At 71.2% G+C, this 21,346-nt stretch carries 21 protein-coding genes; 3 read left to right on the top strand and 18 right to left on the bottom strand.

The genetic code is table 11. The features are described 5' to 3' along the window. The 17 genes from M8J74_RS32255 to M8J74_RS32180 all read right to left on the bottom strand — a co-directional run. Positions 1 to 648 (bottom strand): 1-deoxy-D-xylulose-5-phosphate synthase N-terminal domain-containing protein (locus tag M8J74_RS32255; RefSeq protein WP_249839835.1); only part of this gene is annotated, 648 nt, incomplete at its 3' end. Between the two features lie 27 nt (positions 649 to 675). Next, complete coding sequence (gene ispG / locus M8J74_RS32250) at positions 676 to 1,833, bottom strand: flavodoxin-dependent (E)-4-hydroxy-3-methylbut-2-enyl-diphosphate synthase (RefSeq protein ID WP_058921837.1); 1,158 nt, start codon at positions 1,831 to 1,833, stop codon at positions 676 to 678. Between the two features lie 4 nt (positions 1,834 to 1,837). Then, positions 1,838 to 2,860, bottom strand: coding sequence for an adenosyl-hopene transferase HpnH (gene hpnH, locus M8J74_RS32245; RefSeq protein ID WP_249839834.1), 1,023 nt, complete (start codon positions 2,858 to 2,860; stop codon positions 1,838 to 1,840). A gap of 5 nt (positions 2,861 to 2,865) precedes the next feature. Continuing rightward, a complete protein-coding gene (locus M8J74_RS32240) occupies positions 2,866 to 3,507 on the bottom strand; it encodes a phosphorylase family protein (RefSeq protein WP_249839833.1) in 642 nt (213 codons plus the stop codon). Continuing rightward, a complete protein-coding gene (shc, locus tag M8J74_RS32235; protein WP_249839832.1) occupies positions 3,507 to 5,498 on the bottom strand; it encodes a squalene--hopene cyclase in 1,992 nt (663 codons plus the stop codon). Before shc ends, M8J74_RS32240 begins: the two co-directional genes overlap by 1 nt. A 123-nt stretch (positions 5,499 to 5,621) precedes the next feature. Then, the gene (locus M8J74_RS32230) at positions 5,622 to 6,686 is read right to left on the bottom strand and encodes a polyprenyl synthetase family protein (RefSeq protein WP_249839837.1); all 1,065 of its coding nucleotides are present in this window, start codon (positions 6,684 to 6,686) and stop codon (positions 5,622 to 5,624) included. A 68-nt stretch (positions 6,687 to 6,754) separates the two neighbouring features. After that, a complete protein-coding gene (gene hpnE, locus M8J74_RS32225) occupies positions 6,755 to 8,182 on the bottom strand; it encodes a hydroxysqualene dehydroxylase HpnE (RefSeq protein ID WP_249839831.1) in 1,428 nt (475 codons plus the stop codon). Continuing rightward, positions 8,179 to 8,316: a DUF6380 family protein gene (locus tag M8J74_RS45075; protein WP_372500336.1), complete on the bottom strand. Its 138-nt coding sequence runs from the start codon at positions 8,314 to 8,316 to the stop codon at positions 8,179 to 8,181. The genes hpnE and M8J74_RS45075 overlap by 4 nt, the downstream gene beginning before the upstream one ends. Next, positions 8,316 to 9,266 carry a presqualene diphosphate synthase HpnD gene (gene hpnD / locus M8J74_RS32220; protein WP_249839830.1) on the bottom strand — a complete coding sequence of 317 codons (951 nt, stop codon included), beginning with the start codon at positions 9,264 to 9,266 and terminating at the stop codon, positions 8,316 to 8,318. The genes M8J74_RS45075 and hpnD overlap by 1 nt, the downstream gene beginning before the upstream one ends. After that, positions 9,263 to 10,165: a squalene synthase HpnC gene (gene hpnC, locus M8J74_RS32215; protein ID WP_249839829.1), complete on the bottom strand. Its 903-nt coding sequence runs from the start codon at positions 10,163 to 10,165 to the stop codon at positions 9,263 to 9,265. Before hpnC ends, hpnD begins: the two co-directional genes overlap by 4 nt. Before the next feature lie 387 nt (positions 10,166 to 10,552). Next, positions 10,553 to 11,332 (bottom strand): ABC transporter ATP-binding protein, encoded by a 780-nt coding sequence (locus M8J74_RS32210; RefSeq protein ID WP_249839828.1) that lies wholly within the window; start codon positions 11,330 to 11,332, stop codon positions 10,553 to 10,555. Then, a complete protein-coding gene (locus M8J74_RS32205) occupies positions 11,325 to 12,254 on the bottom strand; it encodes an ABC transporter permease (protein ID WP_249839827.1) in 930 nt (309 codons plus the stop codon). The genes M8J74_RS32210 and M8J74_RS32205 overlap by 8 nt, the downstream gene beginning before the upstream one ends. 98 nt (positions 12,255 to 12,352) lie before the next feature. Next, the gene (locus tag M8J74_RS32200; RefSeq protein ID WP_249839826.1) at positions 12,353 to 13,225 is read right to left on the bottom strand and encodes a glycosyltransferase family 2 protein; all 873 of its coding nucleotides are present in this window, start codon (positions 13,223 to 13,225) and stop codon (positions 12,353 to 12,355) included. Between the two features lie 5 nt (positions 13,226 to 13,230). Next, positions 13,231 to 14,010: a CDP-alcohol phosphatidyltransferase family protein gene (locus tag M8J74_RS32195; RefSeq protein ID WP_249839825.1), complete on the bottom strand. Its 780-nt coding sequence runs from the start codon at positions 14,008 to 14,010 to the stop codon at positions 13,231 to 13,233. After that, on the bottom strand, positions 13,988 to 15,049 hold the full coding sequence (locus M8J74_RS32190; RefSeq protein WP_249839824.1) for an iron-containing alcohol dehydrogenase family protein: 1,062 nt from the start codon (positions 15,047 to 15,049) through the stop codon (positions 13,988 to 13,990). The genes M8J74_RS32195 and M8J74_RS32190 overlap by 23 nt, the downstream gene beginning before the upstream one ends. Beyond that, positions 15,037 to 15,789 (bottom strand): phosphocholine cytidylyltransferase family protein, encoded by a 753-nt coding sequence (locus M8J74_RS32185; protein ID WP_249839823.1) that lies wholly within the window; start codon positions 15,787 to 15,789, stop codon positions 15,037 to 15,039. The genes M8J74_RS32190 and M8J74_RS32185 overlap by 13 nt, the downstream gene beginning before the upstream one ends. Further along, positions 15,786 to 17,573 (bottom strand): DUF5941 domain-containing protein, encoded by a 1,788-nt coding sequence (locus M8J74_RS32180; RefSeq protein ID WP_249839822.1) that lies wholly within the window; start codon positions 17,571 to 17,573, stop codon positions 15,786 to 15,788. The genes M8J74_RS32185 and M8J74_RS32180 overlap by 4 nt, the downstream gene beginning before the upstream one ends. A gap of 279 nt (positions 17,574 to 17,852) precedes the next feature. Between M8J74_RS32180 and galE the strand changes: the two genes are divergently transcribed. From galE to idi, 3 genes are all read left to right on the top strand, one after another. Next, positions 17,853 to 18,821, top strand: coding sequence for a UDP-glucose 4-epimerase GalE (gene galE / locus M8J74_RS32175; RefSeq protein ID WP_249839821.1), 969 nt, complete (start codon positions 17,853 to 17,855; stop codon positions 18,819 to 18,821). Positions 18,822 to 18,955: 134 nt separating this feature from the next. Beyond that, positions 18,956 to 19,897, top strand: a complete 942-nt coding sequence (locus tag M8J74_RS32170) for a cation diffusion facilitator family transporter (RefSeq protein WP_249839820.1) — start codon at positions 18,956 to 18,958, stop codon at positions 19,895 to 19,897. A 253-nt stretch (positions 19,898 to 20,150) separates the two neighbouring features. Next, positions 20,151 to 20,744, top strand: a complete 594-nt coding sequence (gene idi, locus M8J74_RS32165; protein WP_249839819.1) for an isopentenyl-diphosphate Delta-isomerase — start codon at positions 20,151 to 20,153, stop codon at positions 20,742 to 20,744. A gap of 3 nt (positions 20,745 to 20,747) precedes the next feature. Here the strand turns inward: idi and M8J74_RS32160 are convergent, their stop codons facing one another. Further along, positions 20,748 to 21,257, bottom strand: a complete 510-nt coding sequence (locus M8J74_RS32160; RefSeq protein WP_249839836.1) for an ATP-binding protein — start codon at positions 21,255 to 21,257, stop codon at positions 20,748 to 20,750. Positions 21,258 to 21,346: the final 89 nt, after the last annotated feature.

Below are 21,346 nucleotides of genomic sequence, written 5' to 3'. Positions count from 1 at the left end.
GCCGACGACGGGTGTGCGCAGCAGCACCTCCTTGCCCCAGGCGAGGACCTTCTCGTAGGAGTCGGTGGTGCGCAGGGTGGCGAGGTGGTTCGCGAGCCCGCCGATGGTCGGGGCGTACGACCGCTCGTTGTCGTTGACGACGATGATCAGCGGCCGGTCCTTGGCGGCCGCGATGTTGTTCAGCGCCTCCCAGGCCATGCCGCCGGTCAGCGCGCCGTCGCCGATCACCGCGACGACGTGCCCCTTCTCCCCCTGCACCTGGCGGGCCTTGGCGAGGCCGTCGGCCCAGCCGAGCGCCGTGGAGGCGTGGCTGTTCTCGACGATGTCGTGCTCGGACTCCTCGCGCGAGGGGTAGCCGGACAGGCCGCCCTTGCCGCGCAGCTTGGAGAAGTCCTTGCGGCCCGTGAGGATCTTGTGGACGTAGCTCTGGTGGCCGGTGTCCCAGACGATGCGGTCCACCGGTGACTCGAAGACCCGGTGGAGCGCGACGGACAGTTCCACCACGCCCAGGTTGGGCCCGAGGTGTCCGCCGGTCCTGGCGACCGCGTGCACCAGGAACTCCCGGATCTCCTCTGACAGTTCGCGAAGTTCCGCCTCGGACAGCGCCTTAAGGTCGCGTGGTCCCCGGATGTTCTCCAGAATGGTCACGCTCGGGCCCCCTTCGGTCCGTGCTGTTCAGCTCACGGTGACGGCCGGCTCCCCCGAGGCGACGCCGTCCTGTTCCATCTGTTCGGCGATCTTCATCGCTTCCTCGATGAGGGTCTCCACGATCTTCGACTCGGGGACGGTCTTGATGACCTCGCCCTTGACGAAGATCTGGCCCTTGCCGTTGCCGGAGGCGACCCCCAGGTCCGCCTCCCGTGCCTCACCGGGGCCGTTGACCACACAGCCCATCACGGCTACCCGCAACGGGACCTCCATCCCCTCCAGGCCGGCCGTGACTTCGTCGGCGAGCTTGTAGACGTCGACCTGTGCCCGGCCGCACGAGGGGCAGGAGACGATCTCCAGGCGCCGCTGCCGGAGCCCGAGGGACTCCAGGATCTGGATGCCGACCTTGACCTCCTCGGCGGGCGGCGCGCTCAGCGAGACCCTGATCGTGTCGCCGATGCCCTCCGAGAGCAGTGCTCCGAAGGCGACGGCCGACTTGATCGTGCCCTGGAAGGCGGGACCGGCCTCGGTCACCCCGAGGTGCAGTGGGTAGTCGCACCGCTCGGCCAGCAGCCGGTAGGCGTTGACCATGACGACGGGGTCGTTGTGCTTGACGGAGATCTTGATGTCCCGGAAGTCGTGCTCCTCGAAGAGGGACGCCTCCCACAGGGCCGACTCCACCAGCGCCTCGGGAGTCGCCCGGCCGTACTTCTGCAGCAGCCGCTTGTCCAGCGACCCGGCGTTGACCCCGATCCGGATGGGCGTGCCGTGGTCCCTGGCGGCCTTGGCGATCTCCTTGACCTGGTCGTCGAACTTCTTGATGTTGCCCGGGTTCACGCGTACGGCCGCGCAGCCGGCCTCGATGGCCGCGAACACGTACTTCGGCTGGAAGTGGATGTCGGCGATCACCGGGATCTGGGACTTGCGGGCGATGGTGGCCAGCGCGTCCGCGTCGTCCTGCGTGGGGCAGGCGACGCGGACGATCTGGCAGCCGGACGCGGTGAGTTCGGCGATCTGCTGCAGGGTGGCGCCGATGTCGGACGTACGGGTCGTCGTCATCGACTGCACCGACACCGGCGCCCCGCCGCCGACCGCCACCGGGCCCACGTGGATCTGCCGCGACACGCGGCGCTCGGCGATCGGCCGGGCCGGCACCTCGGGGACGCCCAGGGAAACGGCGGTCATGACCTCACTCCCGGTTTCCGGAGACCGTCTCGCGCATCGCGCGCAGCGACTCCTTCAGGGACCCCATGGTGGCGAGGACGGCGGTGGGCTCGTAGCCGCAGTGCGCCATGCAGTTGGCGCAGCGCGGGTCCTTGCCGCGGCCGTACTTGTCCCAGTCCGTCTCCTCGATCAGCTCGCGGTACGTCGGGACGTACCCGTCGCTCATCAGGTAGCAGGGGCGCTGCCAGCCGAAGAGCGAGTAGTTCGGGATCGCCCAGGCGGTGCACGGGAAGTCGACCTTGCCCTCGAGGAAGTCGAGGAACAGCGGCGAGTGGTTGAGCCGCCACTTGCGGCGGTTGCCGCCCGCGAAGGCCTTCTTGAACAGCTCGCGGGTCTGCTCCACGCCCAGGAAGTGCTCCTGGTCGGGCGCCTTCTCGTAGGCGTAGGCGGGCGAGATCATCATCTCGTCGACCTTGAGGTCGTCGTTGAGGAAGTTGAGCACCTCGATGATGGTCTGCGGGGTGTCGGTGTTGAAGAAGGTGGAGTTGGTGGTGACCCGGAAGCCGCGCCGCTTGGCCTCCTTGATCGCCTCCACGGCCTCGTCGAAGACGCCCTCCTTCGCCACCGACTCGTCGTGCCGCTCGCGCAGTCCGTCGATGTGCACGGCGAAGGCGAAGTAGGGGGAGGGCGTGAACTTGTCCATCTTCTTGCGCAGCAGCATGGCGTTGGTGCACAGGAAGACGTACTTCTTCTTGGCCACCAGCTGCCGCACGATCTCATCGATCTGAGGGTGCATCAGGGGTTCGCCGCCGGCGATGGACACCATCGGGGCACCCGACTCCAGCACCGCCCCCACGGCCTGCGCGACCGGCATGCGCTGCTTGAGCACGCCCGCCGGATGCTGGATCTTGCCGCAGCCCTCGCACTTCAGGTTGCATGCGAAGAGAGGTTCCAGCTCCACGATCAAGGGGAACTTGTCCCGCTTGCGGAGCTTCTGTTCGGCCAAGTATGTAGCGACCTTGATGGACTGACGCAGCGGCATGGCCATCTGGCTCACCTCCTGGGGAGCAGCAAATTACGGTGCCATTCGAAAAAAGCCGGAAGTACCGAGCGAAGAACGCGGAAAGCCGATATTCCACCGCGCACCGTGCCGATACGGACGAGTTCATGTTCAGGAGCGTCCACGACCACCCGTACGGCCGCAACGGGGCGCTCGCCGGTGCGCACGGCGCTCAGGAGCGTCGCGGCGGACTCCATGTCGACCGCGATCGCGCCGGTCGCGAGCAGATCCGACCGTTCATGACCGCGGACGACATGGTCCGAGCCGGTGAGCGGGCCGGTGTGGACGGTGCGGCCGGGCACCGCACGCACGAGCTCCTTGACGAGGAGGTCGGTCCCCACGCACGGAACGGTTCCGTCCGCGGCCCGGGTCTCCTCGGCGACGACCAGGTCCCCGGGGTGCATCCCGGGCGCGAGCCCGGCGCAGAACCCGGTGGCCAGTACGGCGGCGTCGGTGAGCGCCGGATCGGCCAGCGCCCGCGTGACGGACCGCTCGGCCGCCTCCGGCCCCATCCCGGTCCGCAGCACGGTGACCGGCCCGCCGGCCTCGCCGCGGTCGCCCCTGCGCAGCGCGAGGCGCTCGATGCCGAGCGCGCAGGCGATCAGCAGCGGTGCCGGGGCGGGCTGGGTGCTCATCAGCCCCCCTTGCCGGTGGAGAACGGTTCTCCGTGGACGTAGCGGCCGAGCGCGGTCAGCGGGAAGACCTGCCGGTAGAGGTGGTAGTTGATGGAGAAGTCCCAGGGGAAGCCGGTGCCGGTGAAGTAGGGCTCGTCCCAGGAGCCGTCCTCGCGCTGGGTGGCGGCGAGCCACTCGACGCCCCGCTCGACGGACCTGGAGTCCTGCTCCCCCGCCGCGAGCAGGGCCATCAGGGCCCACGCGGTCTGCGAGGCGGTGGAGGCGCCCTTGCCGCTCCACTCCTTGCTGTCGTGGTAGGAGCGCAGGTCCTCGCCCCAGCCGCCGTCGTCGTTCTGCACCGACTCCAGCCAGGTCACCGCCCTGCGGATCGCCGGGTGCGAGCCGGGGAAGCCGGCCGCGACGAGGGCGGGCACGACGGACCCCGTGCCGTAGACGTAGTTGACGCCCCAGCGCCCGAACCACGAGCCGTCCGGCTCCTGTTCGGCCAGCAGCCACTCGATGCCGCGCCGGGTGCGCGGGTCGTGGGAGAGTCCCTCGACGGCCAGCATCTCCACGACGTGGGCGGTGACGTCCGCGGACGGCGGGTCGATGACCTCGCCGAAGTCGCAGAACGGCAGCCGGTTGGGGAACGGGCTGGTGTTGTCGACGTCGAAGGCGCCCCACGCCCCGTTCTTCGACTGCATCCCGAGGTTCCAGCGCACCCCGCGCCCGATGGCCTTCTCCACCCGCTCGGGGTCGTGGTGCCTGACCCGGCGCAGCGCGAGGACCACCTCGGCGGTGTCGTCGATGTCGGGGTAGTTGTCGTTGTGGAACTCGAACGCCCAGCCGCCCGGCGGGAGTCCGGGCCGCTTGACGGACCAGTCGCCGGGCCGCACGATCTGCTCGCCGAGCATCCAGTCCGCGGCCTTGACCAGCTGCGGATGGTCGGCCGGCACCCCCGCGTCGGCCAGGGCGATCATCGCCAGGCAGGTGTCCCACACCGGCGACTGGCAGGCCTCGATCATCCGGGCCCCGTCCTCGCGCCACACGGCGAAGCGGTCCAGTGAGGCCAACCCCTCGCGCATCACGGGGTGTTCGAGGTCGTAGCCCAGCAGATAGAGCGCGATGACCGAGTACACGGCCGGCGGCTGGATGCCGCCCCAGCAGCCGTCGTTCTCCTGCCGTTCGATGATCCAGCGGGCGGCGCTGTTCATGGCGGCCCTGCGCAGTCCGCGCGGCACGGCCTTGCGCAGCTGGTGCAGGACCTTGTCCAGCCGCTGGAAGGCGCCGTCCCAACTGGCCACCGGGGCAAGGGGCTTGGGCGGGTTGGGGTCGGACGGGTCGGTGTGCAGCTCGTCCAGCGGGAAGGGCGCGGGCCGCACCGGCCGCTTCGCGGAGACGATCGTCAGCGGCACGATGGTCTGCCGGGCCCAGCACCCGAAGTCGTAGATGTTGAGCGGCATCCACTTCGGGAAGTAGATCAGCTCCGGCGGGAGTTCGGGCAGGTCCTCCCACTTCCACCAGCCGAAGAGCGCGAGCCAGATCCGGGTGAACACCCGGGCGGCGGCGATGCCCCCCTGCGCGCGGACCCACGCGGCGGCCCTGGCCATGTGCGGGGCGTCGGGTTCGTCGCCGGCCAGCCGCAGGGCGACGTAGGCCTCGATGGTGGTGGAGAGTTCGCCGGGCCCGCCGTAGAAGGTGGCCCAGGTGCCGTCCTCGCGCTGCTCGCCGCGGATGAACAGGGCTGCGGCGTGCGCGGTGGTCTCGTCGAGGATGCCCAGGAACTGCCGCAGGAGCAGGTCCTCGGCGTCCATGGTCACATTGGTCTCGAGGTCGCCCTTCCACCAGCCCTGGGCGTCCTGCCGGGACAGCAGGAAGTCGGTCGCGCGCTGGGTCGCGCGCACGGCGACGTCGTGGACCCCGGCCGCCGCGGGGGTGGTGCTCTCGGTTTCGCTGGCCGAGGCAGCTCGGGGCGGCAGTGCCCCGGTGCTTCCGTCGGTCGTCGCTGTCATGGCTTCCCCTTCGTGCAGTCGTGCGAAGTCGTGCTGCTGTGGGTCCGCCGTCGGCCGGTGCCTGTGAAACCTCTGCTGCGGCGCCGGCCGGCGACTACGCGAGGGCTATTCGACCGATAATGATCATCTCTTCCGTACGACGACGAAGTCGGCGAGCGCCGCGAACCGATCCCGCACCCGGTCGGGCATGTCGATGGCGTCGAGGGCCTCGATGGCGATGGTGTGCTGGCGGCGCGCCTCCTGCGCCGTCCACTCCCGGCCGCCCGCCTCCTCGATGAGGGCGGCGCGGGCCGCGAACTCCTCCTCGGAGAAGTTCTCGAAGTCGCTGCTCTTGGCGTCGGCGGCGAGGATCTCGCCGAGTCGCTCCGAGGCGGAGCCGCCCGCCGCGAGGGCGGCCACGACCGGCAGGGACTTCTTGCGCTGGCGCAGGTCGCTCCAGGTCTGCTTGCCGGTGGACACCGGGTCGCCCCAGATGCCGAGCAGGTCGTCGACGGCCTGGAAGGCCAGGCCGAGGTGGTAGCCGTACTTCTCCAGGGTGTCGGCGGTGCGCTCGTCCGCGCCGCCGAGGACGGCGCCGATGGAGGAGGCGCAGGCGAGCAGGGCGCCGGTCTTGTTGCCCTCCATCTCCAGGCACTCCTCGACGCTGACGCGGTCGCGGTGCTCGTAGGAGATGTCCTGGGCCTGGCCGTCGATCAGGGCGCGGGTGGCGGTGGTCAGCCGGCGGGTGGCGCGGCCGGCCTCGACCGTGCCGAGTTCGAGGAGGACCTCGTTGGCGAGGGCGAACAGGGCGTCGCCGACGAGGATCGCCTGGGCGGGGCCGTGCACCTTCCAGACGGTGTCGCGGTGGCGGCGCTGCTCGTCGCCGTCCATCAGGTCGTCGTGCAGGAGGGAGAAGTTGTGCACCAGCTCGACGGCGACCGCGCCGGGGATGCCGACCTCGGGCGCGGCGCCGGTGACCTCGGCGGACAGCACCGCGAGGGCGGGGCGTACGGCCTTGCCGCCGTCGCCGTCGGCGGGCTTGCCGTCGGCGTCGATCCAGCCGAAGTGGTAGGCGGAGACGGTGTCCATGGGAGCGGCGAGACGGTCCACGGCCGCGCGCAGTACCGGTGTGGCAAGGGTCCGGCCGCGCTCGAGGAGCGCGGTCACGTCCACTGCGGTCTCTCGATCGGCCTTCTCGGCCGGGGGCACAGTGGGCACAGTCTCTCCTCTTGTTGCGGTACCGGGGGTGCGGGGACCTGCCGCGTGCTGGTCGAGCATCAGGCCGCCTCCTCGAACTCGAAGAGTCGGTGCGGGCGGGGCCGGCCCAGGGCGCTCAGCGCGGCGTCCGCCGCACTGACACCGCTGCGGACCGCACTCTCCATGGTCGCGGGCCACCCTGTGGCGGTCCACGCTCCGGCCAGGTAGAGGCCGGGGGCCTTGGTACGGGCGCCGGGCCGCAGCCGTCCGACGCCGGGGGCGGGAGCGAAGGTCGCCGTGCGCTCCCTGGTCACGAAGAAGTCCCTGACGACGGCGGCGCGGGTCCCGGGAAGGAGCCGTTCCAGCTCGGGCAGGTAGCGCTCGCGCAGCGCGGCGACCGGCTCGTCGATCTCGTCGTGCGCCGCCGACTGGGAGAGCGCGAGGTACTGGCCCTCGCGCAGTCCGGAGGCGTCGGTGCGGTCGAAGACCCACTGGACGGGGGTGCCGAGGGCCGCGAAGAACGGCTTCTCGAGCACCTTGCGGTCGTAGACGACGTGCACGTTCAGGATCGGCGCGGTGCCGATCCTCAGAAGATTTTCCGGGGCGTCGAGGGCGCCCTCGGGCAGCAGGTCATGGGCCTCGCGCTGGGGCACGGCGAGCACGACGGCGTCCGCCGTGAGCCGTTCGCCGGGAACCTGAACGCTCCAGCGCCCGTTTTCGTCAGTGAGGACGGAGGTGACGCGTGTACGGACCTCGGTACGCACGCCCGCGGAGTCGAGCGCCTTGCGGGCGAGCCGGTCGTGCAGTTCGCCCAGCGGGACGTGGGCCCATCCGATGTCGGCCGCGCCCGGGTCGGACAGCAGACCGGTCTTGAACACCATCGCGGCGAGCCCCAGCGAGGAGTCGCCCGCGACCGCGTTGAGGGTGGCGACCCCGACCAGGTCCCACAGGGCCTCGACGGCACGCGCCGACTGGCCGTGCGCGGCCAGCCAGCTGCCGAAGTCCTGCGTGTCCAGGTCCGGATCGGCGAGGTCGAGCCCCTTGAGCGCGAGCGCGGCACGGCCCACCCTGGCCCGTTCGGCGAGCGAGAGATGGGGGTACGTCGCCAGGCTGCGCCCCAGGTGCAGGGGCACGGGCAGGGCGTCGCGCCGCAGTCTGCCCAGCCGTCGGCCCTCGGGCCGCGCGACGTCGAGGACGGGCACGTCGAGACGATCCTGCAGCGGCGCCAGCGCCGCCGCCTCGATGCGGTCGAGGAACCAGCGGTAGGCGGTGCAGCAGCGCAGGTACACGTGCTGGCCGTTGTCGACGGTCAGGTCGCCGCGCCGGAAGGAGAAGGCGAGGCCCCCCAGTCTCGGCCTGCTCTCGACCAGGGTGACGCCGACTCCGGCGTCGGCGAGGGCGAGCGCGGCGGTGATGCCGGCGAGCCCGCCGCCGATCACGACGGCGTCGCGCCCGGACCGTCCCGGGGTGCCGGCGGCCGGTCCCCCCGGCCGCGTGCCGTCGCTCATCGTGCGTCCTCCCCTGCGCGACCGCCGTGGTCGAACCGTGCACGGCAGGCCGTCGCAGTCAGGGACGCCGTCCTCGTCCGGAGGGTTGCGTGCCGCTTTTCGCCGCTGGAATCACCTTGGACCGCTTTGTCCATCAGGCGCGCCTCCTGACGGTCCTCCGCGTCACATGCCGGGTGTCCAGGCCGGACAGCCCGCGGACGGCGACGTAGGCCTTCTCCCGGCCGGGCAGCGAGACCCGGCCGCGCAGCACGGCCTGGGGGTCGCGCTCGATGCGGTCGAGGAGGCGGCGGTAGATGCCGGCCATGGCCGCCACGCAGGCGCCGCTGCGCCGGTCGAGCATCGGCAGCAGCCGGTAGCCCTCGGCGAACAGGGCGCGGGCCCGCCGCACCTCGAAGTGCACGAGGCCCACGAAGTCGGAGCCCTCCGGCGGGGTGGGGCCGTGGAACCCGGCTGAGCACCCGAACTTCGCGAGGTCGTCGGAGGGCAGATAGGTGCGTCCGCCCTCGGCGTCCTCGCGGACGTCCCTGAGGATGTTGGTGAGCTGCAGCGCGAGGCCCAGGGTGTCCGCGTACTCGGACGCGCGCTCGGCGCCGCGCGCTCCCGGTTCGGTGCCGAAGACGCCGAGCGAGAGCCGCCCGATGGCGCCCGCGACGCAGCGGCAGTAGACCTTCAGGTCGTCCCAGGTCTCGTAGGTCTCGCCGCGGACGTCCATCAGCACGCCGTCGATCAGTTCGTCGAGGCCGCCGAGCGGGATCGGGAAGGCCTCGGCGGCGTGGGCGAGGGCGACCGCGACGGGGTCGATGTCGTCCTCGGCGACCTCGCCGGCGCCCACCCGGGTCAGCAGCGCCCGGGTGTCCTCGAGCCTCGCGGCCTTGACGTCCCCGGCGAGCGCTCCGTCGCCGATGTCGTCGACGCGCCGCGAGAACGCGTACAGCGCCGACATCGCGCGCCGCTTCGGCGTCGGCAGCAGTCTGATGCCGTACGCGAAGTTACGGGCCTGCTGTCCGGTGACGGCCTCGCAGTAGCTGTAGGCGGCGAGTACCGGTGCGGACACGTGCTGTTCCGACTCCACGGTCCGGATCACCCCTCTCCTCGCAGAGTCACGCCCACCTCGCGCAGCAGCCGGAGCTTGCCGGGCTTGGGCGGGCCGGGAAGTACGTCGTATTCGGCGGCGGCGATCGCGTGGACCGCCGCCCTTCCCCCCGCCACGAACCCCGCGAGCAGCAGCTTCAACCTGCCGTGGACGCTACCCACCAGGGGGGCGCCTTCATTCAGGAGACAGCGGGCGCGTTCTGCTTCGTATGCAACCAGTGCGCGCACCGATGCGCCCGCGGTGGGTGTGGCGAGATCCGCCTCCTGGACGTGGAATCGCTTCATGTCCTCGGCGGGCAGGTAGATGCGGTCGCGGCCGAGGTCCTCGGCGACGTCCTGCAGGTGTTCGACGATCTGCAGCGCCGTGCAGATCGCGTCGGAGAGCCGGACGCGCTCGGGCGTCGAGGTGCCGGTGACGGACAGCACCAGCCGGCCCACGGGGTTGGCCGACAGCTCGCAGTACGCGAGCAGGTCGTCGTAGGTCTCGTAGCGGCTGACCAGCTGGTCCTGGCGGTTGGCGGCGATCAGGCCGCGGAAGGGCTCGGGGGTGAGCGAGCGGCGGCGGACCGTGGGCTGCAGGCGGCGCAGCAGGGGGTGGCGGGGCTCGCCGGAGAAGACCCGGTCGAGGTCGGCCTCGAAGGCGTCCAGGAGGAGCAGCCGGTCCTCGGCGTCCGCGGGGGACACGCCGAGCAGCCGGGCGTCGGCGCCGCCGGGGGCCAGGTCGCCGTCGCCGATGTCGTCGACGAGGCGGGCGAAGCCGTAGACCGCCATGAGGTCGTCGCGCCAGTCCCTGGGCAGGAAGAAGGGCGCCACGGGGAAGTTCTCGCCCGCGGCCTTGTCGAGCGTGCCGCGCTCCGGATCACCGGGGCGCGACGAGTCGCCTGCCGTCACCGCTCGCTGCCCGGCGCGGGGACGGCACACGCTGCGTGGAGCTGGGGAGTTTCCGTAGCCATTGCCGTCACATCTCCCGTTCTACACCGCAGACCCAATACACACTATTTCGGACACGCCGCCCAGCCGTCCGCACGACTGTCCCGCTTGAGGGTGTCGCGCATTATCGCCCCACTTGCCGTGTTTCGGGACCGGTACAGCTTACGTTGTACAACGCAGCGAGGATCCCTGGGGTGTCCTGCACATCACAACAACACACCGATTGGCGTCAAGATTCCTAAGCGGTCGCCGAGTTGACGTTTCCTTTGCAGACGCGGGGCCCCGCCGCGGAGGTTGCGGCGGGGCCCGGCGATCCGTCCTGGCGCTTTACGTCCAGGCGCGGGTGGACTACTTGCCCGTGAACTTCTCGTACTCCTTGAGGACCTCTTCGGTCGGCCCGTCCATGCGCAGCTCACCGCGCTCCAGCCAGAGCACGCGGTCGCAGGTGTCACGGATCGACTTGTTGTTGTGACTGACCAGAAACACCGTGCCCGCCTCCTTGCGCAGCTCACGGATGCGTTCCTCGGAGCGCTTCTGGAACTTGCGGTCACCGGTGGCCAGCGCCTCGTCGATCATGAGGACGTCGTGGTCCTTGGCCGCGGCGATGGAGAAGCGCAGCCGGGCCGCCATGCCGGAGGAGTAGGTGCGCATCGGCAGCGTGATGAAGTCGCCCTTCTCGTTGATGCCGGAGAAGTCGACGATCGACTGGTAGCGCTCCCTGATCTCCTCGCGGCTCATCCCCATGGCGAGGCCGCCCAGGATGACGTTGCGCTCGCCGGTCAGGTCGTTCATCAGGGCCGCGTTCACGCCCAGCAGGGAGGGCTGGCCGTTGGTGTACACCTTGCCGCTCTCGGCGGGCAGCAGGCCGGCGATGGCGCGCAGCAGGGTCGACTTGCCGGAGCCGTTGGAGCCGATCAGGCCGATGGCCTCGCCGCGGTAGGCGACAAAGGACACGCCCTTGACGGCGTGCACCTTGCGCACCCCGCGCTCCTCGCCGCGCTTGACGATGCGGCTGAGCGCGGCGGTGGCGCTGCCCTTGCCGGTCTTCGCGCCGTGGACGCGGTAGACGATGTGCAGCTCGTCCGCGATGACGGTCGGGACGGCGTCCTCGGTGTTGTGCTCAGCCACGGCCGTACCGCTCCTCTGCCTTCCAGAAGTACACGAAGCCGCCGGCGAAGACGACGACGGACCAGAACAGGGCGACGGCCCACACGTGCGGGGGCAGGTTGGAGGCGCCGTAGCCGTCGATGAGGGCGAAGCGCATCAGGTCCATGTAGATGGCCGCCGGGTTCAGCTGCATCACGCGGATGAAGGCCTCGGAGCGGCCGGCCAGCATGTGGTTGATCGAGAACATGACGCCGGACATGTACATCCAGGTGCGCAGGATGAACGGCATCAGCTGGGCGAGGTCGGGCGTCTTGGAGCCCATGCGGGCCACGATCAGCGCGAGCCCGGTGTTGAAGAGGAACTGCAGCACCAGGATCGGCAGGATCAGCAGCCAGGACAGGCCGGGGTAGCTGCCGAAGGCGATCACGATGACGAACAGCACGATCATCGAGAACAGCAGCTGCTGGAGCTGCTGCAGCGCGAAGGAGATGGGCAGCGAGGCGCGCGGGAAGTGCAGGGCGCGCACCAGGCCGAGGTTGCCGGAGATCGCGCGCACGCCCGTCATGATCGAGCTCTGCGTGAAGGTGAACACGAACACGCCGGTCACCAGGAACGGGATGTAGACCTCCTGCGGCAGGCCCCGGCTGGCGTGCAGGATGACGCCGAAGATGAAGTAGTACACGGCCGCGTTCAGCAGCGGGGTGGCCACCTGCCACAGCTGGCCGAGCTTGGCCTGGCTGTACTGGGCGGTCAGCTTCGCCTGCGAGAAGGCGAGGATGAAGTGACGCCGGTCCCAGAGCTGGCGGACGTACTCGACGAGGGAGGGCCGGGCGCCGCTCACGGTCAGCCCGTACTTGTCGGCGAGCTGTGCCGCCGTGAGGCCCTCGTCGGGCGGCGGGAACGCGCTCAGCGCGACCGTGCCGTCGTGCGTTGTCTCACTCACTGGTTGGAAACCTTCGTCTTCGTGATGCGCAGCCTGTGCGGGCATGGCATGGAACCTGGGGCCCTTGGTCGGGCCGAGGAGTCACAGGAACGAGCTTGTCAGATCACAGGGGGCCGGCCCAGTCGGGTCAGCCGCCACACGGTACGCCACTTCATGGGCCTGCGCGGCCCGCATGCGGTGGTCCAGCCTTCCCGGAACCCGCCGAACCACGCCTTCAGGGCGGGCCGCGAGGGGCGGCGGACGAGGGTGAGCAGCAGCCAGACCCCGAGGTAGACCGGGACCAGGAGCGCGGGCAGGTTGCGGCGGGCCAGCCAGACGCGGTTGCGGGCGACCATGCGGTGGTAGACCGCGTGCCGCGAGGGCGCGGTCGTGGGGTGGAACAGCACCATGTCGGACCGGTAGTCGATCATCCAGCCCGCGTCGAGGGCCCGCCATGCAAGGTCGGTTTCCTCGTGGGCGTAGAAGAATTCGTCCGGCAGGCCGCCGACTTCGGCGAAGACCTGGGTGCGGACGGCGTTGGCGCCGCCGAGGAAGGTGGTGACCCGGGAGGAGCGCATCGGGTCCTTGGCGTTCAGGCGCGGGACGTGGCGGCGCTGGGTGACCCCGGTGTCGGGGTCGGCGATGCGGAAGCTGATGATGCCGAGCCGGGGGTCGGCATCGAAGGCCCGGCGGCACAGCTCGGCGGTGTCGTGCTGCGCCAGCAGGCCGTCGTCGTCGAGGAACATCAATATGTCGACATCGCGACCGCTGGGGCCGAAGGCCTCTATGCCGACGTTGCGGCCGCCGGGGATGCCGAGGTTCTCGGGCAGCTCGATCGTGCGGACGCCCTCGGGGACGTCGGGGACGGGCGAGCCGTTGCCGACGACGACCACCTCGACGCGGTCGCCGTCCTGCTTGGCGACCGAGTCGAGCAGGGCGCGCAGCTCGTCGGGGCGGTTGCCCATGGTGATGATCACCGCACCGACCTTCATGCCGCTCACTTCAGCCTGCTGGAGGCGAGGATGGACACGAGGTGCAGCAGGGTCTGGAGCATGGCGATGCCGGCCAGGACGGCCACGCCGAGGCGGGTCCAGAACAGGTCGCCGCGCATCTGGTCGGCGACCGCCAGGACCAGGATCAGCAGGGACGCCTCGATGCCGAGGATGAGCCGGTGGAACTTCAGCATCGCGGCGGCCCGGCGTGCCAGGGCCATGCCGGAGGAGCGCATCTCGGCGGCCGACTCCTGCACCGGGGGCTTGCCCGCCTGGTGCCGGGCGACGCCGACCAGGTCCGTCTCGGCCTTGATCAGGATGGCGCCGAGCGCGGCCAGGGTGCCGAGGAAGGCCCACAGCCAGTCGATACGGCCGCTGCCCCACAGGTCGGCGGCGCGCAGGCCGAGGCCGACGAGCACGGCGGCGTCGGTGAGGTAGGCGCCGACCCGGTCCAGGTAGACGCCGTTGAGCGAGTACTGCTTCTTCCAGCGCGCGATCTCGCCGTCGACGCAGTCCAGGAGCAGGTACATCTGGACGCAGACGACGCCGAGCACGGCGCCCGTGATCCCCGGCACGAGCAGTGCCGGGGCCGCGAGCACGCCGAAGACGGTCATCAGGTACGTGAGCTGGTTGGGCGTGACCCTGGTGTTCACCAGGTAGCGGTCGACCCGCAGGGACACCTCACGCATGTAGAGGCGTCCCATCCAGTGCTCACCGCTGCGCCGGTCCTTCACCCCCGCGGGGTGGACGACCGGACGGAGTTCAGCTACCGATGGCCTTGACATAGTCGGCGTACGTGTCCTTGATCTGGTCGGTTTTCAGGTCGAGGTGTTCCAGGATGGTGAAGCGGCCGGGCCGGGTCTCCGGAGCGAACTCCACGACCCGGACGAACTCGTCCACCGTGAAGCCGATCTCCTCCGGCAGCACCGGCAGTCCGTGCCGGCGCAGGACCTCGGCCATGTACGCCGACTCCTCGTGCGCGCCGCGCAGGTACATCGCGAAGGCGGCGCCGAGGCCGCACTGCTCGCCGTGGCTCGCCGCGCGCTTGGGGTAGAGCAGGTCGAAGGCGTGGTTGATCTCGTGGCAGGAGCCCGAGGCGGGCCGGGAGTCGCCGGAGATCGACATCGCGATGCCGGTGAGGACCAGCGCCTCCGCCAGCACCTGGAGGAAGCCGTTGTCCCCAATGCCGCCGGGGTGGCGGAGCACCGCCTCGCCGGCCTGGCGGGCCATCGCCGCGGCGAGACCGTCGATCTTCTCGCCCTTGACGCGGTTCGCCAGTTCCCAGTCGGCGATCGCGTTGATGTTGGAGACCGCGTCGCCGATGCCCGCGCGCACGAAGCGGGCGGGCGCCTCGCGGATGACGTCGAGGTCGATGACGGCCGCGATCGGGTTGGGCACGCCGTAGGAGCCGCGGCCCGCGTCGTTGTCGAGGGTGGCGACCGGCGAGCACAGGCCGTCGTGCGCGAGGTTGGTCGGCACGGCGACCAGGGGCAGGCCGACCCGCGCCGCGGCGAACTTGGCACAGTCGATGATCTTGCCGCCGCCGAGGCCCACGACCGCGTCGTAGTGGCCGGCCTTTATGTCGCCGGCCAGCCGCACCGCGTCGTCGAGGGTGCCTCCGCCGACCTCGTACCAGGTCGCGCCGGGCAGCGAGGGGGCGATCCGCTCGCGCAGCCGGGCCCCGGAGCCGTTGCTGACGGCGACGGCGAGCCGCCCGGAGGTGGAGATGCGCTCGTCGGCCAGCACGCACGCCAGATCGTCGAGGGCACCCGGGCGGATGTCCACGACGAGCGGCGAGGGGATGAGCCGGGTCAGTACTGGCACGCGATCTCCCGTCCGCGGGCGAGATCGTCGTGGTTGTCGATCTCGACCCACTCGACGTCGCCGATCGGCGCCACATCGATCCGGAAGCCGCGGTTCACGAGCTCCTGGTACCCGTGCTCGTAGAACTGCTGCGGGTCGCTCTCCCAGACCGCCTTGAGGGCGTCGGCGAGCTCGGGGGCGGCGTCGCCCTCGATGAGCGTCACGCCGATGTACTCGCCGGTCGCCTCGGCGGGGTCCATCAGCTTGGTGATCTTCGTCATGCCCTTCGCGGGGTCGACGACGACCTTCATCTCCTCGTCGGCGAGGTGCTTGACCGTGTCCAGGGCGAGGATGATGCGACGGCCCTCGCCGCGCGCGGCGAGCAGCGTCTTCTCGACGGAGACCGGGTGGACGGTGTCGCCGTTGGCGAGGATCACGCCGTCCTTGAGGGCGTCACGGCCGCACCACAGGGAGTAGGCGTTGTTCCACTCCTCGGCCTTGTCGTTGTCGATGAGGGTGAGCTTGAGGCCGTACTTCGCCTCCAGCGCCGCCTTGCGCTCGTACACGGCCTCCTTGCGGTAGCCGACGATGACCGCGACCTCGGTCAGACCGATCTCGGCGAAGTTGCCGAGGGTCAGGTCCAGGACCGTGGGTTCGCCCTCTATGCCCGCGGGCCCCACCGGCACCAGCGCCTTGGGAAGGCTGTCGGTGTAGGGGCGCAGACGCCGTCCGGCGCCGGCCGCCAGCACGAGGCCGATCATGCGGGTTCTCCTTCATCGTGTACGGCGGGGGCCCCGGAGGACACCCAGAAGCGGATGCTCTCGACGAGCACCACCAGGGCCACGGCCACGGCGAGGACCGTGAGCGCGACCTTGAACTGCGAAGCGGTGAGCACCGCGGCCAGGACGGTGACGAGCAGCGTCCGTCCTTCGTGCCCCCCGATGGCCCGCGTCAGCCAGGCCGGGGGCGCTCCGGCGTCGCCGCGGATGCGGTACACCGTGTCGTAGTGATGGTAGGCGACGGCCGCCACCAGGCCGAAAGCCGCCGGCAGCGCCCCGTTCACGTCCGCGTGGGCCGCGAGGACCAGGACGGTGCCGTACTCCGCGGCGCGGAACAGCGGCGGGACCAGCCAGTCGAGGGCGCCCTTGAGGGGGCGGCACAGGGCCTGACCGGCGGTTGCGGCGTAGACGACGGCGCCGGCGACGGGCGCCCAGGCCGCCCCGGAGAAGAGGCAGCCGGCGAGGACCGCCGTGCCGAACGCAGCGATCAGGAGCGGGTTTCCCAGCCGGACGGGTGTGGCACGCGCCACGAGGGAGGCGAGCGGTCCGTTGTCCGCGAGGTCCGCCAGCGCCCCGGCGGCCCGGTCGGTGCGCCGGGCCTTGCGGGTCAGCGAGCGCAGGACGCGGCCCGCCGTCGTGTACGTCGCCGCGAACGCGCAGCCGACGAGCAGGACGTAGAAGGTGATCCGGGGCGTGGTGACGGCCGTGAGGACGGCGATCATCGCCCAGCGCTCACCGATGGGCAGCACGATCATCCGCCGTACCCACACCGTCCAGCCCACACTGTCCAGCTTGTCCGAAAGGGCCGCGGTGGGGCTGGTGTTGGCGGTCGCGTCGTGGTTGGCCTCGTTGAAGGAGAAGTCGACGACGTGCCGGCAGGTCTGCAGGATCATCGCGCCGAGGGCCAGCGCCCACACGTCGTCGCCGCCGCGGGCCGCGCCCAACGCCAGCCCCGCGTAGTACGCGTACTCCTTGGCCCGGTCGAAGGTGGCGTCCAGCCAGGCGCCCAGCGTGGAGTACTGCAGCGAGTAGCGGGCCAACTGGCCGTCGGTGCAGTCCAGTACGAAGGACGCGATCAGCAGGACGCCGGCGGCGACGAAGCCGGCGCGGGTGCCGGTGGCCGCGCAGGCCGCCGCGATCAGCGCGGTGAGCAGGGAGGCGGTGGTGACCTGGTTGGGGGTCAGTCCGCGGCGGGCGCACCAGCGGGCGATGTAGCGGGAGTAGGGGCTGATGAAGAACGTGGTGAAGAAGCCGTCGCGGGCCTTCACGGCGGACTTCAGGCGTACGGCCTCGTCGTCGACGTCCGCGACGGCCTGCCGTGCCTCGTTGCGGGCCTGCGGGTCGGCGGGGACGGCGGCGACCAGGCTGCCGAGTTCGGGGTGGTGCACGCTCGCGCCGTCCGCGTCCAGGGCGGCGACGACGCGGTCGGCGAGGCTGTCGACAGCGAGTGCGGTTCCGCCGCCCGCGGAGTTCTCGCGGGCCATCGCGCGGGTCAGCGCCTGGCGGCCGGCCGGCTGCGCGGTGACCGCACCCGGGATCGCGGCGAGGTCGAAGCGCGGGTCGGTGAGGCCGAGGCGCAGCGCGTGCAGGTGGCCGACGAAGCGGGGGTCGACGACGGCGACCCGCTCGCCGCCGGGCACCTGGGCGAGCAGGGTCTCGGCGTCGGCGGCGTCGGAGGCTGTCCGTACGTCGAAGCCGAGGGACCGCAGATCGCCCTCGATCGACGATCCGGGGACCGGCTGACCGGTGAGGATGGCGGTCGACAACCGAACTCACTCCCTGGGTGCCGACGCGCGGGCGCCGGTCATGTGCACGGTGGGGGCGCCCCTTGGCTGCACCAGGCGGGCGGCATGTCGGCAGAGGCTATCGGATGCCCGGAGAGCGCCGTTCACCGCCCGTTCACGGGCCGATCAACGCCGTCTCCACCGGCCTTTGCCGCGATCATCATGGGTGATGCGCGGGGCCGCCCACAAACCGCGCGGGGCAGATCAGACATCCCGGAACATTGGGGACGGCCGGCCTGCACCGGCATAGGGTGGACGACCATGACATGGCTGATCACAGGCGGAGCGGGATACATCGGGGCCCATGTGGCACGGCTCATGGCCGACTCCGGGTACGGGGTCGTCGCGCTGGACGACCTCTCGGCCGGGTTCGCCGAGCGGCTGCCGGCCGCCGTGCCGCTCGTCGAGGGTTCGGCGTACGACGGGCAGCTGCTGAAGCGGGTGTTCGCCGAGTACGACGTGACGGGCGTCGTCCATCTCGCCGCGCGCAAGCAGGTCGCCGAGTCGGTGGCACAGCCCACCCGTTACTACCGGGAGAACGTCGGCGGTCTCGCGACCCTGCTGGAGGCGGCGGCCGGGGCCGGGATCGGCCGGTTCGTGTTCTCCTCGTCGGCCGCCGTGTACGGCAACCCGGACGTGGACCTCATCACGGAGGCCACGCCGTGCCTGCCGGTGAACCCCTACGGCGAGACCAAGCTCGCCGACGAGTGGCTGGTCCGGGCGGCCGGCCGGGCGCACGGCATGACGACGGTGTGCCTGCGCTACTTCAACGTGGCGGGGGCGGGCGCGCCCGAACTGGCCGACACGGGTGTGTTCAACATCGTCCCGATGGTCTTCGACCGGCTCACCCGGGGCGAGGCGCCGCGGGTCTTCGGCGACGACTATCCGACGCCGGACGGCACCTGTGTGCGCGACTACATCCATGTCGCCGACCTGGCCGAGGCCCATCTCGCGGCGGCGCGGGCTCTGGACACCCGCGCGGGCGGCGATCTGACGGTCAACATCGGCCGGGGCGAGGGCGTCTCCGTACGCGAACTGATCACGGTCATCGGCGAGGTGACCGGCGACCGCCGCGCGCCGGTCGTCGAGGGGCGCCGGCCGGGCGACGCGCCACGCGCCGTCGCCTCCGCCGCGCGGGCCGCCGAGGAGCTCGGCTGGACGGCCCGGCGCGGGGTGCGCGAGATGGTCGAGTCGGCCTGGCAGGGCTGGCGGCACCACCACTCCAAGTGATCTTGGACTGCCCTGACCTGCGCTTTGTTTCCGCAGGTCAGGGCACATGACAACGGTGTTCAGTGCCGCGTTGCCGGATACCCCCGCCCCGTAGTTCACTGTGATCCCGGGCGGACATCAGGAGGGCGGCCGACATGGGGGCTGGGCACGATCACGGGCACGGGCACACGCACGCGCCGCCCACCGGCACCGCGGCGGCGGCCTACCGCGGACGGCTGCGGGTGGCGCTGTCGATCACGCTCTTCGTGATGGTGCTGGAGATCGTCGGCGGGGTGCTGGCGGACTCCCTCGCGCTGATCGCGGACGCCGCGCACATGGCGACCGACGCACTCGGCCTCGGCATGTCACTGCTCGCCATCCACTTCGCCAACCGCCCGGCGACCGGCAACCGCACCTTCGGCTACGCCCGCGCCGAGATCCTCGCCGCGCTGGCCAACTGCCTGCTGCTGCTCGGTGTCGGGGGCTACGTCCTGTACGAGGCGATCCAGCGGTTCGTCACCCCGGCCGACACCGCGGGCGGCCTGACCGTCCTGTTCGGCACGATCGGCCTGGTCGCGAACATGATCTCGCTCACGCTGCTGGTGCGCGGCCAGGCGGAGAGCCTGAACGTGCGCGGCGCCTTCCTGGAGGTCGCGGCGGACGCGCTGGGCTCGCTCGCGGTGATCGTCGCCGCGCTGGTGATCCTCGCCACGGGCTGGCAGGCCGCCGACCCCATCGCGTCCCTCGTCATCGGCCTGATGATCGTGCCGCGCACCCTCAAGCTGCTGCGCGAGACCCTGGACGTGCTGCTGGAGTCGGCGCCCAAGGACGTCGACATGACCGAGGTGCGCTCGCACATCCTCGCCCTGGACGGGGTCGAGGACGTCCACGACCTGCACGCCTGGACCATCACCTCGGGCATGCCCGTGCTGTCGGCGCACGTGGTCGTGCGCTCGGACGTGCTCAGCGCGATCGGCCACGAGAAGATGCTGCACGAGCTCCAGGAGTGCCTCGGCGACCACTTCGACGTGGAGCACTGCACCTTCCAGCTGGAGCCGAGCGGGCACGCCGAGCACGAGGCGAAGCTGTGCCATTGAGGCGGGTGGGACGCCCCGTCGGCGGAACGCAGCGATCCGGCGCGCGCCCGCGTCCTTGAGTCCACAGCCCGCCCGGGCGGTTCCCCGCCGACCGCGCCGGGCACGATCAACCACCGGGCCCCTTTCCGGCGTCCGACCGGTGTACGGCCGTGGCCCGCGCCGCGCGCGGGACATGCGGTCGCGCCGCGAAGTGCCGGGAGTGCCGGTTTCGTGCGGCACACTTGGGGCGCGAAGACCGATGCGAAGGATGGGTATGCCGATCACACCTGCCACCGCGACGCACAGTCCGTCGAACGGCACCTCAGACGCGATTCTGCTGGAACTGGTCGACGAGGACGGCGTCACGATCGGCACCGCGGAGAAGCTCGCCGCCCACCAGCCGCCGGGCCGGCTGCACCGTGCCTTCTCCGTCTTCCTCTTCGACGAGCGCGGCCGGCTGCTGCTCCAGCAGCGGGCCCTGGGCAAGTACCACTCCCCCGGCGTGTGGTCCAACACCTGCTGCGGCCACCCCTACCCCGGCGAGGCGCCCTTCGCGGCGGCGGCCCGGCGCACCTTCGAGGAGCTGGGGGTCTCGCCGTCGCTGCTCGCGGAGGCGGGCACGGTCCGCTACAACCACCCGGACCCGGACTCGGGCCTGGTGGAGCAGGAGTACAACCACCTCTTCGTCGGCATGGTGCAGTCGCCCCTGCGGCCGGACCCGGAGGAGGTCGGCGCGACCGCCTTCGTGACCCCCGCGGAGCTCGCCGAGCGGCACGAGAAGGACACCTTCTCGGCCTGGTTCATGACCGTGCTGGACGCCGCCCGTCCGGCGGTCCGGGAGCTGACGGGCCCGTCGGCCGGCTGGTGACCGTCACGGCACCCGCACCGGTGTGAGCGGCAGGGCGGCCCAGATCACCTTGCCGCCGCTCGCCGTGTGCGCCACGTCGCACACCCCGCCCGCCTCCCGGGTGACCTCGGCGACGAGAAGCAGCCCCCGGCCGCCCTCGCCCCCGTGGTCGGCCTCCAGGGCGGTGGGGCGGTAGGGGTGGTTGTCCTCCACGGACACCCGCACCCACTCTGCGCCGACGGCGACCTCCACGGCGAGCGTCGGCGACAGCAGCGCCGCGTGCTTGACCGCGTTGGTGGCCAGCTCCGAGACGATCAGCAGCAGACCGTGCACCAGGTCCTCGGAGACGGGCACGCCCTGGCGACGCAGCAGGTCCCGTACGGCGTGCCGCGCCTGCGGGACCGAGGCGTCGACGGCGGGGGCGGTGAACCGCCAGACGCCTTCGTACGGCAGTGGATCCGGCGGCCCGGGATCGAGGGGCTCCTGCCCCTCGTCCGCTGGGCGCGAGCCTGACCCGCGCCCGTGGTTGTCCATCGTCCGGTCGCCACCCTTGCGCTCGATTGTCACCACACGTCGAGTGTTGGTAACGACCCGCCGCCGCCCGGAGGACTGAACAGAAGTCA

This window comes from Streptomyces panaciradicis (genome assembly GCF_023516615.1).
GTDB classification, from domain to species: domain Bacteria; phylum Actinomycetota; class Actinomycetes; order Streptomycetales; family Streptomycetaceae; genus Streptomyces; species Streptomyces panaciradicis.
This window is presented reverse-complemented; position numbering and strand designations above follow the sequence as displayed.